This is a genomic window from Clostridium sp. UBA7791, assembly GCF_002480755.1.
In the GTDB taxonomy this organism is placed as follows: Bacteria; Bacillota; Clostridia; order Clostridiales; family Clostridiaceae; genus Clostridium_J; species Clostridium_J sulfidigenes.
Genome location: NZ_DLCT01000005.1, coordinates 748469 through 763713, shown reverse-complemented (window position 1 = coordinate 763713; position 15245 = coordinate 748469). Strand labels below are relative to the sequence as shown.

Genomic DNA, 15245 nt, shown 5'->3' with positions numbered 1-15245 from the left:
CTCCTAATTCCTTATATTATATCTTCCCTTATGTACTTCCTATATTGAAGTGCTTCAATAATATGATTTTCTTCTATGGATTTATTACCATCTAAATCCGCAATAGTTCTAGCTACTTTTAAAATCCTATTATAAACTCTAGTACTAAGTCCGTATTTTTTGTAGGTATACTCAAGAATCCTATTAGAATCCCCATTAAGCTTACAGTACTTTTTTATATGACTAGAAGACATATCGTTATTATATTTTATATGTTCATTCCTAAATCTTTCACTTTGTATCTCCCTTGCTCTTTCTATCCTAAGGGCCATAACCTCTGATTTTTCTTCTTTTTTATCACTATTTATAGTCTCATAGGATATGGAGTTTACTGGAGTGAAAATATCTATTCTCTCTAATAAAGGTCCAGATAATCTAGATAAATATCTTTTCACTTCGCTATCACTACATTTACATAACCTTGTTTCACTTCCATACATCCCACAGTTGCACGGATTCATAGCTGCCACAAGCATAAAATCCGCTGGATAAGTTATTGTTCCATTTACTCTTGAAATTCTTACCCTCTTATTCTCTAAAGGCTGTCTTAGAACTTGAAGAGCCCTTTTATCAAATTCTAATATTTCATCTAGGAATAACACTCCATTGTGAGCTAAAGATACTTCTCCTGCTGAGGGGTTTCTGCCACCACCAATTAAAGCAGTACTAGTAATTGTATGATGAGGATTCCTAAAGGGTCTATTTCCCATTAATCCCTCATCCTTAAGCTCTCCACTAATACTATATATCTTCGTAACCTCTAGAGCTTCGTCATCGGTAAGAGGCGGCATAATAGAAATAACCCTCTCTGCCAGCATAGTTTTTCCCGATCCTGGAGTTCCATACATAAGTACATTATGATTTCCTGCTACAGCAACCTCCAATGCTCTTTTAGCTGCTTGCTGTCCTATGACATCTTCAAAATCTAATGGACAATTATTATTTTTATACTTTTCTCTACTGGTAAATGTATAGGGTTTTACATCCTTATAAGTAAAAAGATGAATTACCTCACTCAAATTCCTAATAGGATATATATTGGCTTCTTCAATACAAGCACATTCATCTTTATTTCCAATAGGTACTATATAGTTCTTTACTCCATGTTTTATACCTTCAATTACAATGGGAAGAGCCCCTTTAATTTTATTTACATTTCCATTTAAGGACAACTCACCCATAAATATAAAATTATCTGGCTCTTCTAAGAAAAGTTGATTAGTTGCTAAAAGAATTCCTACAGCTATAGGTAAATCATAGTGTGAGCCTTCCTTTCGTATATGAGCTGGAGCTAAATTTATAGTTATTCTACTAATTGGAAAATCTAAAGAAGAATTGGTTATAGCTGATCTAACTCTATCCTTAGATTCTTTTACAGCAGTATCCCCTAAACCTACAATATTAAAATTAGGTAACCCATAGGTGATATCTACCTCTACATTAATTAATATACCTTCCACTCCAGAAAAGGCTGCAGTCTTTATTTGAATTGACATAATTTCACCCTCTAAATATAAATTTCCAACTTTAATAGTGTAAGTATTGACCATTGAATTTAGAATAAATCAACTTTGTAAAAATTTTAATTAAATCAAAGTTTAGCTTTGGATTGTATTGTCTAAGATGTAGACAGAGTTCTTTGCATTAAAGGGAGTTTTAAATGAAGATTTTAAATAAAACTATAGGTAATTATGGAGAAAATCTAGCTAGAGAATATATTGAAAAAAAGGGATATATAATATTAGAAGAAAACTTTTTATGTAAGTTAGGGGAAATTGATATTATAGCTAAGGATAATAATTATATTTGCTTTATAGAGGTAAAAACTCGATATAGCAAAAGATACGGTACCCCATTAGAAAGTATCACTAATGCTAAAAAAAGAAAATTGTATAAAACTGCACAATATTATATTTGTTTAAAAAATATACATAAATCTTATTTTAGATTTGATGCCATAGAGGTAACACTGATTTCTTCTGGTGAATCCCCTAATATTACACTGATTAAAAATGCTTTCTAAAAAGTAAATACCTGAATAAAAAAGTAATTAGATAACTTTTTTATTCAGGTATTTTTTATTTTATTAATTATTTGTTAAGTATATTTTTCAGAAAACTTTCTCTATGAATTGGACAGCTACCATGACAAATTATTACATCTATATGTTCTTTAGTACCATATCCTACATTTTTATCAAAGTGATATTGTGTATACTTCTTACTATACTCTTCCATTAAATTATCTCTATATACTTTAGCTATTATAGAGGCACACGCAATGGCAGCACTTTTAGTGTCTCCTTTAATTACAGCTTCATTTCTAATGTTAAATTCTCTTATAGTATATCCATCTGATAATACTATATCAGGAGTAACTTTTAGTTCTCTCACAGCCATCTTGAAAATTTCATTGTTACAAAATCCTATGCCTTCTTTATCTATTTCTCTGTTGGTTTTTAGGGCTATAGAATAACTTATTGCTTCTTTTTTTATTATATCACTTAACTCTTCTCTTACTTCTTTAGTTAACTTCTTGGAATCATTTATTCGTAATATTAAATTTCTTGAATTATTGTCAAGAACTACTGCAGCAGCAACTATAGGCCCTGCTAAGGGACCTCTTCCAACCTCATCTACACCAGCTACAATATCATATCCATAGCTTTTATCAAAATCATATAATTTTTCTACTCTAGCATATTCATTTTTATAATGCTCCACATATTTTCTTAGGGTTTCTCCTAAAGCTCTTACATTTTTCCTATGATCATTGTTTAATACTTGATATATAGCTTCATAATCTGCCTCATGGCTACTTACATCTTTTAATGACATAAACCCACGGACAGAAGATTTTATATCGTTAAATCTCATAGTTTTAATTTCTTTTAAAAAATTTATACTACTCATATTTATTTTCTGTATCAGGTACCTCTAGTGAAATAGGACCTAACTTTCCCCCCCTAAATTCATCTAATAGCATTACAGCTACTCTATTATAATCTATGTTGCCCCCTGAAATTATAGCACCTCTTTTTTTACCTATGTTATCCATATTAGTAAGAGGATTTTCGTCTAATTCTTTAAGCTTATATCTCTCCACTAGCCTTGATCCATGTGTACTTTGAAGTCTTTCTATAAGCTTTAATGCCAATTCCTCAACATCCATTATTTCATCCTTTATAGCTCCAGTAAAGGCTAAATTAAGCCCTACTGTATCGTCTTCAAATTTAGGCCATAAAACCCCTGGAGTATCCATAAGTTCTATACCCATCTTTGTTTTTATCCATTGTTTACTCTTTGTAACACCAGGTCTATCTCCCGTTTTAGCAGCACTGTTTTTTGCCATCCTATTTATAAATGTAGATTTTCCTACATTAGGGATTCCAACAACCATTACTCTGGTAATAATATTTACTACGCCTTTACTTTTAAGTCTATCATGCTTCTCTTTCAAAAGCTCTTCTAGAGTGGGTTTAATTTTGTTAAGCCCTGATCCTGTAAGGCAATTAACAGACAATACTCTAGTTTTATCATCTGATAATTTATTTACCCACTTCTTTGTTACATATTCTTCACTAAGATCGCTTTTATTAAATAATATTATTCTAGGTTTCTCGCTACAGATATCTTCAATGTCTGGATTAGAACTTGAATAAGCTATTCTTGCATCACGAATTTCTATTATTGCATCTACTAACTTTAAATTTTCTTTTATTTCTCTTCTGGTCTTTGCCATATGTCCAGGAAACCAGTTTATACTCATTTATCTCACTCCTAAGAATTTTATAATTAGATATATTAAATTAACTATTTTAGTATTCACCACATTTATAATAAATACTTCTATATATGTAATAAAAAAAGGGACTATCTAGCCCCATTTTCTTACATTCTCTCTTTTACTTTAGCAGCCTTACCTACTCTATCTCTTAAGTAGAATAATTTAGCTCTTCTTACTTTTCCTCTTCTAACTACGTCGATTTTTTCTATAACAGGCGTATTTATTGGGAAAGTTTTTTCAACTCCAACTCCTGATGCAAATCTTCTTACTGTAAAAGTTTCTCTAGCTCCACCATTTTGTCTTTTAAGAACGGTACCTTCAAATATTTGAACTCTTTCTTTGTTACCTTCTTTAATTCTGATGTGAACTTTAACTGTATCTCCTACATTGAACTCAGGTAAGTCAGTTCTTAATTGTTCTGCTTCTATAGCTTTTATTATATCTAACATTGTGCATTCCCTCCTAAAATTTATTATGACGTTCTTACTCACATTGGGTGACAGAGGACCGCCCGTACTAGCACAATCCTCATTTTATCACATAATATTTCAATGTGCAATATTATTTATCCTTTTTATGATGATTCTCCAGCAGCTTTTTATCTTCTTTAGTCAGTTCTACATTTTTATATAAGTCCCTTCTTCTCTCCTTTGTAATCAGTAATGATTTAAGTCTTCGCCACTTTCTTACATTTTCGTGATGCCCAGATATTAATACCTCTGGAACTTCATCTCCTTCAAAGGAAAAAGGTCTTGTATATTGAGGATATTCTAATAATCCTTCATAAAAGGATTCTTCTTCATAACTCTCATTACAGGATAGAACTCCTGGGATCATTCTAGCAATACTATCAACTACAGGTATGCAAGCCATTTCTCCCCCTGTTAAAACAAAATCCCCTAGAGAAATTTCCATATCTATATATTTATATACTCGCTCATCTATACCTTCGTAATGACCACATAAAAATATTAATTCCTCCTCTTTGGCAAGTTCTTTACATACCTCTTGATTTAAAGTCTTACCTCTAGGACCTAAAAATATAACTTTTCCTTTATTATTTTCTCTTAGATGTTTTATGGAGTTCACAATGGGTTCTGGGGTCATCACCATGCCTGCTCCACCCCCATAAGGGTAATCATCAACCTTTTTATGTTTATTAGTAGAGAAGTCTCTTATATTAGTAGTATTTATAGATAATATTCCTTTTTCCATAGCATTTCCTATGATACTATGATTAAATACCTGAAACATCTCTGGAAATAAAGTTAATATATCTATCTTCATTATTCAGACCATACCTTCACTGGTTTTATTACAATTTTATTATTTTCTATATCTACTTCTTCTACAATTGTCTTTAAAGCAGGAACTAGCACGTCTTCTTTTCCTTCTGATTTAATCCAATATACATCATTACTTCCCGTTGCAATAACATCATATACTTTCCCTAATTCTTCTCCATCTGTATCATAAACATAACAATCCATTAAATCTGCAACATAGTAGCTACCCTCTGGTAATTTTATAGCATCTTCTCTTTTTACTTGAAGATATTTATTTCTATAAATTTCGGCTTCTTCAATAGAATCAATTCCTTCTATTTTTAATATAGCTCTATCCTTTTGAAGCTTAACTGATGTAATTTTTATTTCTTTATCATCTATGTATACCTTATCTAAGTCTCTAAATCTTTCTAAGCTATCTGTTAGAGAAAGTACCTTAACTTCTCCTCTTACTCCATGGGGCTTAGTTATCTGCCCAACGCTCATCAATTCCCTCATCATATATCTCCTCACTATTTAATTACTTAATATTATTAACACAAAATTTTTTCATAAACTCTGTTTACCCGATGACTATTAGCTCTAATACTCCCTCCTTATTCTTAAGTCGGCAGTTAAGAGCTACTACGTCCCTGGATAACGATTTCTAACCTTCAAAGAAGCTAAGAACTCTGTTTACCCGATAACTATTAGCTCTAATACTTCCACCTTCTTCTCAAGTTGGGAGTTAAGAGAGCTACTACATTCCTGGATAACGAGTTCTAAGTATCGAAAATACTGATACTTAGAACTCTGTTTATTATAATAATTCTTTGTAATTCTTGTCAACTACAATATATAAAAAAATAAGAGCTAGGTATTCCTAACTCTTATATTATTTCTACAACAACTCTTTTATTTTCTTTAATCGCTGCTGCTTTAACAACAGTTCTAATAGACTTAGCTATTCTTCCCTGTTTTCCAATTACTTTCCCCATATCTTCTTCAGCAACCTTTAATTCTAAAATTATAGAATGCTCTCCAGCAATTTCATTTACTTGCACTGAATCAGGGTTATCAACTAATGACCTTGCAATAATTGTAAGTAATTCTTTCATGGATTGCGCCTCCAATCAATTAAACTTTCCTATTTTATTCCCGCATTGTTGAAAAGTCTTTTAACTGTGTCTGTTGGTTGAGCTCCATTTTTTACCCATTTAACTGCTTTCTCTTCATCGATTTTAACAGTTACTGGCTCTGTAGTTGGATTGTAGTATCCAATCTCTTCAACAAATCTTCCATCTCTTGGAGATCTTGAATCAGCAACAACTATTCTGTAGAAAGGAGCTTTTTTAGCACCCATTCTTCTTAATCTTATTTTTACTGCCATTATATTTTCACCTCCTTCAAAGGTTATGTGTATTTGAACTTAGAAAGGTAATTTTCCAAACAAGCCTTTTTTACCAAATTTACCAGCCTTGCCTCCCATGCCCTTCATCTGTTTCATCATTTTTTTCATCATCTCGAAGTCTTTTAAAAGTTTATTTACTGCTTGAATAGTTGAACCTGAACCATCTGCAATTCTCTTCTTTCTAGATGGAGAAGAAGACACTATGCTTGGATTTTTTCTTTCCTTTGTAGTCATGGAATGTATTATTGCTTCCATGCTGCCCATATTTTTCTCACTTTGTGAAAAATCCACACCCTTTAATTCCTTTGCATTAAAGCCTGGAATCATTTCAACCAACTTGCCCATAGGTCCTAAATTTTTCATTTGATTCATAGTCTCTAAAAAGTCCTCAAGATTGAATTCTTGATTCATCATTCTGTTACCGAGTTCTGTAGCTTTCTTCTCATCGATAGCTGATTGAGCTTTCTCAATTAAAGAAAGTACATCTCCCATACCAAGTATTCTTGATGCCATTCTCTCTGGGTGGAAGATTTCCAAATCTGTCATCTTCTCTCCCATACCTACATATTTTATAGGTTTTTCAGTGATTGCCTTAATTGATAGTGCAGCACCACCTCTGGTATCACCATCCAACTTGGTAACGATAACTCCTGTAATATCTAGTGTATTATTAAAGGTTTCAGCTACATTTACTGCATCTTGACCTGTCATAGCATCTACAACTAATAAAATTTCTGATGGATTTATTGAAGCTTTTATATCTTCAAGTTCTCCCATTAGCGCTTCATCTATGTGAAGTCTTCCTGCCGTATCCACGATAACTACATTAGCTCCAATGCTCTTAGCATGTTCAATGGAAGCTTTTGAAATATCTACTGGGCTATTTTTATCTCCCATAGTGAATACAGGTACATCTATTGACTTTCCTACAACTTGTAGTTGTTTTATAGCTGCTGGTCTATAAACGTCACAGGCTACTAGTAATGGCTTTTTATTGCTTTTTCTAAGATTTAGAGCCAGCTTTCCTGCCATGGTTGTTTTACCTGCACCTTGGAGACCAACTAACATTATCATTGTTATTCCATTGTTGACAAATTCTATTTTCTTTTCAGTGGTTCCCATTAACTCAGTTAATTCTTCATTAACTATTTTAACTACTTGCTGACCTGGTGTTAAACTTTCCATAACTTGATCACCAAGACATTTTTCACTGACAGACTTTACAAAGTTTTTAACAACTTTATAATTTACATCCGCTTCTAAAAGAGCAAGTTTTACTTCTCTCATAGCTTCTTTAATATCTTTCTCTGAAAGCTTACCTTTACCCTTTAGCTTTTTTATGGTCTCTTGTAATTTGGAAGATAGTCCTTCAAAAGCCATATGAAAACCTCCTATACATTCTCTTCTATATCTTTAATTATATGGTCTATTTCTTTTTTTATATTTTCTTCAGAAGTAGTACCTTTTAACCCTTTTAATTTGTTAATAATTTCAGTCTTAGAGTTTTCTATAGCTAAGGTTTTTTTCATTAAGTGAAGTTTACTTTCATACTCTTCTAAAAGATTACCACATCTTTTAATTAAGTCATGAATTGCTTGCCTACTAGTATTATTAACTTCTGCTATTTCTGATAGAGATAAGTCATTATTATAATATAAATCCATAATATCTCTTTGTTTATCAGTAAGTAATGAGTTATAAAAATCTAGTAAAATTGATATTTCAACTCTTTTTTCCATATAATCACCCAACTCACAAAACTTATATTAACAAATTAATTTTAAGCTGTCAAGTATTTTTACTTAACAGTTAAAATAAAGCTTCTACAAAATCTCTAGAATTAAATTCTTGAAGATCATCTATACCTTCCCCTACTCCTATATATCTAACTGGAATATTTAAAGTATGTTTTATAGAGATAACTATACCACCCTTAGCTGTACCATCTAGCTTTGTTAGAATTATACCATCTATAGGACATACCTCCATAAATTGTTTTGCTTGAATAACTGCATTTTGTCCAGTAGTAGCATCTAAAACTAGTAAAGTTTCCTTTTTAGCTTCTCCATACTCTCTATCGATAACTCTATTAATCTTTCCAAGTTCATCCATAAGATTTTTCTTATTATGAAGTCTACCTGCAGTATCACAAATTAACACATCAACTTTTCTAGCCTTTGCAGCCTGTACTGCATCGTATATAACAGCTGCTGGATCTGAACCCTCTTGATGTTTTATCAGATCCACATTAGCTCTATTACTCCAAACTTCTAATTGATCTATAGCTGCCGCTCTAAAAGTATCTGCTGCTGCTAATAAAACCTTATAATTATTATTTTTTATTCTAGCAGCCATTTTTCCAATTGATGTAGTTTTTCCTACTCCATTAACACCAATGACTAATCTTACTTCTGGTGTTGATTCAGGTATTATTGAGGTTTCATAGTCTCCTAGCATATCCATAATTATAGATTTCATAGCTGGAAGTATTTCTTCAGTATCATTGATTCTTTCAGAAACAACCTTTTTTCTAAGCCTTTCAATAATTTCTACTGAGGTTTCTACCCCTATATCGCTAGTTATTAATACTTCTTCTAGTTCTTCATATAAATCATCATCTATTGTAACTGCAAGTTTTAATACTTGAGTCACTGCATCATTTATAGTATTTCTAGTTTTGCTAAGCCCTTGTTTTAACTTATCAAAAAATCCTCCAAACATATTAATCCTCCTTATTCCTTATTAAATTCCATGGATACTACCTTAGATACACCCTTTTCTTCCATAGTAACTCCATAAATCATATCACTGGTTTCCATGGTTCCTTTTCTGTGAGTTATTACTATGAATTGTATGTTTTCAGAGAATTTTTTTAAAAATTCTCCATATCTAAGTACATTAGCATCATCTAACGCAGCCTCAATCTCATCTAGTATACAAAATGGAGTTGGCTTCATCTTTAGTATTGCAAATAGTAGTGCAATGGCTGATAAAACCTTCTCTCCTCCTGAAAGTAGATTTATATTTTGAAGTTTTTTTCCTGGTGGCTCTACATCTATTTCAATCTTACAGGTTAGCTCATCATCACCTTGAAGACTTAAATCAGCACTTCCACCCTTAAATAACTCCTTAAAAGTGTCATTGAAGTAAATCCTGAGCTGCTTAAAATTCTCCATAAACACATCTCTCATCTTTTCAGTTATCTTGCCTATGAATTCAATTATTTCTTCCTTAGACTTAACTAAATCTTCCCTCTGTGTGCTCATAAAAGTATACTTTTCATTTACTTCTTTAAATTCTTCTATGGCTCCTAGGTTAACTACTCCAAGAGCAGTTATTCTCTTTTTCAATTCTGCAACTTCATTCTTTAATATAGCTATATCATAACCCTCTAGTTTAAAACTTAATCCTTCTGCAAAGGTAAGATTATACTCTTCATTAAGCTTCTTCAATAGAACTTCTTCTTCTGATTCAATTTTAGCCAAAGAAATCTGATTTTTATGAATTTCTTTTTCTAGTTTATCTAATTGTAAATCAATATCTTCAATTTTTGAAGTTATAACTGGAATTTTATCTTTTATCTTTAACTTTTCTACTTGGGTTTCTTCAAAAAACTGCTCTAACTCCTTAAGTAACTTAATAATTTCCTTAGTATTTTCAGTACTTTTAGATATGTTTATTCTATATTCTTCCTTAGCTAAAGTGGATGTTTCTATATTTTTTAAATTGCTTTCAATTAGCCTTTTCTCAATATCTACTGCCTGGGTCATCCTATCTAATTCTTGAATATTATTACTTATAACTTCTAAAAGCTTTGCTTTATTTATTTTTATAGAGGTTAATTCATCTTTAATGGCATCTATATATAAATTTTTGCCTTTAGTTTTATTGTTATGCTCATCATATTGACCTTCTAATTCAATTACCTTATCTTTAAGCTCAGTTAATTCCTGCTGTGAAAAAGTTAATTTAGCTTTTAAGGCTTTAATTTTCTCCTCTTCCTTACCCAGATTTTCGCTAGCTTTTTGAAGTTCTCTTTTGTTTCTTAGTTCCTCTTCTGTAACCCTTGATATTTCACCCTTAATCTTTGTTATATTAATACTCTCGTAATGTATTTCATCTCTTAAGTTAAGACCTCTATCATCTAGTTCTTTAATCTTAACATTAACTGATGTTATTTCTTCATTTTTAAGAGCAACTACTCCGTGACTTTCTTCTACTTCCTCAGTTAATTTTTCAATTTCTCTCTTTCTACCAATTACGTTAGCATTTTTAGAATAACTTCCTCCCGTTAGTGATCCCCCCGGATTAAAGACTTCTCCATCTAAAGTAACAATTCTATATTTATAGCCACAAACTTTAGATATATGCAGTCCATTATCCATAGTATCACATACAAGAGTTTTGCCCAAAACTTGATCGATTACACCCTTAAATTTATCTTCAAATTCTATAAGTTCACTAGCTATGCCTATATATCCCTTAGTATCCCTTACAGTTTTATCTACCAATAGGTTCTTACCCTTTACTATATTTATAGGCATAAAGGTTGCTCTTCCTATTTTACTACTTTTCAAGTAATTAATAAGATTTTTTGCTATGTGTTCATCCTTGGTGACAATATTAGATATGCTAGCTCCCATAGCAATCTCTATAGCTCTTTCAAATCTCTCTGGAACCTTTATTATATCTCCAAGTACATAGCAATCCTCATTTGCTCTATAATCTTTACTATTCTCTATGTGTTGCATTAGAAGTTTTACAGATCTATTGTATCCTTCATAGGAATTCTCTAAAGTTACCAAAGCATTTAGCCTAGCTTCTTTATTTCCTTGCTCTCTCAATATTTCTTTTAATTTTTTTTCTAAGATCTCTAAGTCATGCTTACACTTAGATAGTTTTTTTCTATTTTCCTTAACTTCCTCTTCATATTTCTCAATACTAATACTAGCCTTATTCTCTTCTTCTATTAAATGATTCTTAGTCTTGTTATTTATTAATATAGAATTTTTAAAAGTTTGAACATCTAATATTAAATTTTCTACATTTCCACTACTAATTTCGATATTATTTTTTAAAATATCTATTTCGCTAGTTTTAGAATTAATATTATTATAATACTTGAATTTTATCTCTTCTAATTCCTTCAATTTATTATTATCACTAGTCACACTATTTAATACATTTGTTAATTCTAATTGTTTTTTTTCTATTTTATTATTTATGTCTAATTCTTCTTCTTTTAAGGCAGCAATACTCTTTCTTTGGTTTTCTATTTTCAAATACGACTCTTCAAGATATTGATTTTTTTGCAGTATTTCACTGTTTAATCTATTTATACTGTCTTCTAAATGTAATATTTTTTCTTCAAAGAGTTTAACTTCTCCAATTACTCCTTGATGTTTATTTTGACTTTCATAATAAATCTTTTTCTTTTCTTCTAAAATATTATTTAAAGCTTCTAGCTCTTCATCATTATTTTCATAAGCTAGTTTTAATTCATATTTTTCTTTCTTCAAGGTTTCTATATCTGTAGTTACAGCATTTATTGTGTTGTTGTATCTATCTATGTTAATTTTAGTTTTTTCCAAAAAATCTATGATTATATTAACTTCCTTTACTTTTATCTCTTTAGAAGCTTCTAAAAATATTTTGGCTTTTTCACAATCTTCTTCTAAGGATGGAAGCCTTTCTTCATAGGTAGAAATAATATCATTTATTCTAATAAGATTTTGCTCCGTGTTATCTAGTTTCTTCTCAGCCTCTTCTTTTCTTGTTTTATATTTTACTATACCTGCGGCCTCTTCTAATAACTTTCTTCTATCCTCTGACTTAGCACTTAAGATTGCATCAATTTTACCTTGTCCTATTAATGAATATCCTTCCTTACCTATACCTGTATCCATAAATAAAGCTTGTACATCTTTTAATCTACACACAGTATTATTTATTAAATACTCACTTTCACCTGATCTATATAATCTTCTTGCAACGGTTACCTGAGAATAGGCTATATCTAAGTCAGAATCGCTATTATCTAAAGTAAGAGAAACTTGAGCAAGCCCTACAGGTTTTCTATATTGAGTACCTGCAAAGATTACATCTTCCATTTTATCTCCTCTAAGATTCCTAATACTTTGTTCACCCAGCACCCACCTTACAGCATCTGAGATATTACTTTTTCCACTTCCATTAGGACCTACAACTACAGTTACACCTTTTTTAAATGTAAGCTCTGTCTTATCTGCAAAGGATTTGAATCCTCTTATTTCGATAGATTTTAAGAACATCTATTCACACTCCTAAGCTCCTAAGATTATAGGTAAAATAAGTACTGCAGCCATAGCAATGCATATACAAGTAGTTATTATTTTTATATACTTTTCTCTTTTCTTCTTAGTCATCCTCATAAAATCCACTCCTAACTTTAATTTAAAGAAGATATCCTATAATCTTACTAGGATACTTTAAAATATATATTTACTTTAGCCTATATAATCAAAAGTTTTATTGATATTTAAGTTTTAAATAATCCTTCTGATTAATTATATCTAACTTTGTACCATTATAAAACCCTATGGAAGACTTTCCTATATTTCTTTCTTGAGTTACAAAAATTTCTTTACTCTTTAATTTTTTTAGAAGCAGATTAAAATATTGCTTTTTATTAGAATAAAGCTTAGATATATCTTTAGGGTTTATATATATTTTGAACTTATCCATTTCTTTATCTTTATAGTAATCATAAATCATATCACAGTAGACACTACTCTCCACCAGCTCTCTAAAAGCAGGATGAAAAGGTCCATCTACCACATCTCCATCAGCACTAATCTCCTCTGTAGGTTGAAGTCCAATTCGGATAACCTTTATATCATTACCCTCCATCATTCCATAGACTATCTTACTTATATCTACAGCTTCCTCTAAAGTATATGGTTTATATAAGCCTTCCCTTAAGAGCTTTTCCATAGGAGTTTCCTTAATAACTAGGGATGGGTATATCCTACAGATATCTGGATTCATAGAAATACTTTTTCTTGTAGTTTCAATATCCTTCTCTCTTGTATCTCCTGGGAGTCCTAGCATAATTTGATGCCCTAAGGTAAATCCATATTCTTTTATTAATTTCGACGCCTTCTCCACATCTTCTGAACTATGCCCTCTTCCTGATTTATGTAAAACTTCTTCATCTAAGGATTGAACTCCTAATTCTATAATATCTACATCAAAACTTTTTAGGTGGTCTAAAATCTCTTGGTCTATATAATCTGGTCTTGTGGACAATCTTATAAATTTAATCTTTCCTATTTTTTTATAGTTTTGAGCTACTGATAATAGGTCTCTTTGGATGCACATATTAATTCCTGTAAAAGTACCACCGAAAAATGATACCTCAATTATAGCATCACTACTATCTATAGTTTCTAAATAGTCCTCTATGGTTTTTTTTACATAAGCACCATCTACATTTCCTGCGCTACCTGCTGACCCTACATCTCCTGTAATACTATCCTGATTACAAAACACACAAGTATGAGGACATCCTATATGAGGCACAAATATAGGTATAATATAATGATTCTTACTCACTAATATCACCCCTCTTAATTAAAACTTCCCTAGCGGCCATTTGTTCAGCTTCTTTCTTACTATACCCTGAGCCACTTCCTTTAGCTTCTCCATTAATCAAAACCTTCACAAAAAATTCTCTTCTATGAGGTGGTCCTTCAAAATTAATAAGAGAATAAGAAATATCTACATCTCCATTCTTTTGTAATATTTCTTGAAGCTTTGTCTTATAGTCTAAAATTATCTCATTTTTAACTGCTTTAATAATAATTGAGTTAAAGTTTTTAAGGACAAATTCCTTAGTTACTAAAAGTCCTTCATCTAAGTATACTGCAGCAATAATAGCTTCTACAGCATCAGCTAAAATTGATACTCTAGTTCTACCACCGGTTAATTCTTCACCTTTACTCATATAAATGTATTTTCCTAGTTCCCACTTCTTAGCTATTTCAAATAAAGAATTTTCACATACAATTAAAGCTCTTACCTTAGTAAGGTATCCTTCTGTTTCATTTATGTGATTAGTAAATAAATATTCAGATATAATTAATTCTAAAACTGTATCTCCTAAAAACTCTAATCGTTCATTGAATGCAGCGTTTCTTTCATTAGCGTAAGAACTATGAGTTATTGCTGTTTGTAATAAAGTTAAATCTTTAAAGTCAATACCTAATTTATTTTTTAATTCTAATGTACTTTTTAATATTTTCATCTTTTTACCTCTTTCGCCAAGGTTTATTCTTCAATTTATCTAAATAACCTACTAACTTAATATTATTATTCAAGTAAATAAACTCAAGTGGATAAATTCAAGAATAAATCTAAAAATAAGGTTCCGCATTTCTACGGAACCTGCTGATATTATTCTTCTACTCGTGCTTTTATGTAGTCAACTACATCTCCAACACTAGTTATTTTTTCTGCATCTTCATCAGGGATTTCCATGTCAAATTCCTCTTCAAGGGCCATAATTAACTCAACTAAGTCCAATGAGTCTGCTCCTAAATCATCAACAAATCCAGAGTCCATAGTTATATCATTTTCATCTATGCTTAGTTGCTCCGCGATTTTTGCTCTTATCTTTTCAAACATTTTATATACCTCCTAAAAATTCAATATAATATCACTATTTAATATAATAGCATATTGGATAATAATCAACTGTTTATTTT

16 protein-coding genes are annotated in these 15245 nt (G+C 30.9%); 1 reads left to right on the top strand and 15 read right to left on the bottom strand.

What is annotated here, in order from left to right; translation table 11 throughout:
* Nucleotides 1–11: 11 nt before the first annotated feature.
* On the bottom strand, nt 12–1535 hold the full coding sequence (locus B3Z56_RS09045; protein ID WP_346876463.1) for a YifB family Mg chelatase-like AAA ATPase: 1524 nt from the start codon (nt 1533–1535) through the stop codon (nt 12–14).
* 164 nt (nt 1536–1699) lie between these two features.
* Here B3Z56_RS09045 and B3Z56_RS09040 point away from each other — a divergent pair, with 164 nt between their 5' ends.
* Nucleotides 1700–2062, top strand: a complete 363-nt coding sequence (locus B3Z56_RS09040; RefSeq protein WP_346848358.1) for a YraN family protein — start codon at nt 1700–1702, stop codon at nt 2060–2062.
* 67 nt (nt 2063–2129) lie between these two features.
* Here B3Z56_RS09040 and B3Z56_RS09035 read toward each other — a convergent pair whose 3' ends face one another.
* The 14 genes from B3Z56_RS09035 to acpP all read right to left on the bottom strand — a co-directional run bounded on the left by B3Z56_RS09035 (nt 2130) and on the right by acpP (nt 15165).
* Complete coding sequence (locus B3Z56_RS09035) at nt 2130–2876, bottom strand: ribonuclease HII (RefSeq protein ID WP_414632764.1); 747 nt, start codon at nt 2874–2876, stop codon at nt 2130–2132.
* A gap of 67 nt (nt 2877–2943) precedes the next feature.
* Nucleotides 2944–3807, bottom strand: a complete 864-nt coding sequence (gene ylqF, locus B3Z56_RS09030; protein ID WP_035132769.1) for a ribosome biogenesis GTPase YlqF — start codon at nt 3805–3807, stop codon at nt 2944–2946.
* 122 nt (nt 3808–3929) lie between these two features.
* Nucleotides 3930–4274, bottom strand: coding sequence for a 50S ribosomal protein L19 (gene rplS, locus B3Z56_RS09025; RefSeq protein WP_035132767.1), 345 nt, complete (start codon nt 4272–4274; stop codon nt 3930–3932).
* Between the two features lie 112 nt (nt 4275–4386).
* On the bottom strand, nt 4387–5112 hold the full coding sequence (gene trmD, locus B3Z56_RS09020; protein WP_346878621.1) for a tRNA (guanosine(37)-N1)-methyltransferase TrmD: 726 nt from the start codon (nt 5110–5112) through the stop codon (nt 4387–4389).
* The gene (gene rimM / locus B3Z56_RS09015) at nt 5112–5609 is read right to left on the bottom strand and encodes a ribosome maturation factor RimM (protein WP_346876462.1); all 498 of its coding nucleotides are present in this window, start codon (nt 5607–5609) and stop codon (nt 5112–5114) included. Before rimM ends, trmD begins: the two co-directional genes overlap by 1 nt.
* A gap of 371 nt (nt 5610–5980) precedes the next feature.
* Nucleotides 5981–6208, bottom strand: a complete 228-nt coding sequence (locus B3Z56_RS09010; RefSeq protein WP_035132761.1) for a KH domain-containing protein — start codon at nt 6206–6208, stop codon at nt 5981–5983.
* Between the two features lie 29 nt (nt 6209–6237).
* Entirely contained in the window at nt 6238–6480 is a 243-nt protein-coding gene (gene rpsP, locus B3Z56_RS09005) for a 30S ribosomal protein S16 (protein WP_035132758.1), read from the bottom strand.
* A gap of 39 nt (nt 6481–6519) precedes the next feature.
* Nucleotides 6520–7881 (bottom strand): signal recognition particle protein, encoded by a 1362-nt coding sequence (ffh, locus tag B3Z56_RS09000; protein WP_346876461.1) that lies wholly within the window; start codon nt 7879–7881, stop codon nt 6520–6522.
* A gap of 11 nt (nt 7882–7892) precedes the next feature.
* Entirely contained in the window at nt 7893–8240 is a 348-nt protein-coding gene (locus tag B3Z56_RS08995) for a putative DNA-binding protein (protein ID WP_346848355.1), read from the bottom strand.
* 70 nt (nt 8241–8310) lie between these two features.
* Nucleotides 8311–9222, bottom strand: a complete 912-nt coding sequence (gene ftsY / locus B3Z56_RS08990; protein ID WP_346848354.1) for a signal recognition particle-docking protein FtsY — start codon at nt 9220–9222, stop codon at nt 8311–8313.
* 11 nt (nt 9223–9233) lie between these two features.
* Nucleotides 9234–12791 (bottom strand): chromosome segregation protein SMC, encoded by a 3558-nt coding sequence (smc, locus tag B3Z56_RS08985; RefSeq protein WP_346878620.1) that lies wholly within the window; start codon nt 12789–12791, stop codon nt 9234–9236.
* 217 nt (nt 12792–13008) lie between these two features.
* On the bottom strand, nt 13009–14094 hold the full coding sequence (locus tag B3Z56_RS08980; RefSeq protein ID WP_346878619.1) for an elongator complex protein 3: 1086 nt from the start codon (nt 14092–14094) through the stop codon (nt 13009–13011).
* Nucleotides 14087–14785: a ribonuclease III gene (gene rnc / locus B3Z56_RS08975; protein WP_346848351.1), complete on the bottom strand. Its 699-nt coding sequence runs from the start codon at nt 14783–14785 to the stop codon at nt 14087–14089. Before rnc ends, B3Z56_RS08980 begins: the two co-directional genes overlap by 8 nt.
* A gap of 149 nt (nt 14786–14934) precedes the next feature.
* Complete coding sequence (gene acpP, locus B3Z56_RS08970; RefSeq protein ID WP_035132743.1) at nt 14935–15165, bottom strand: acyl carrier protein; 231 nt, start codon at nt 15163–15165, stop codon at nt 14935–14937.
* Between the last annotated feature and the right edge of the window lie 80 nt (nt 15166–15245).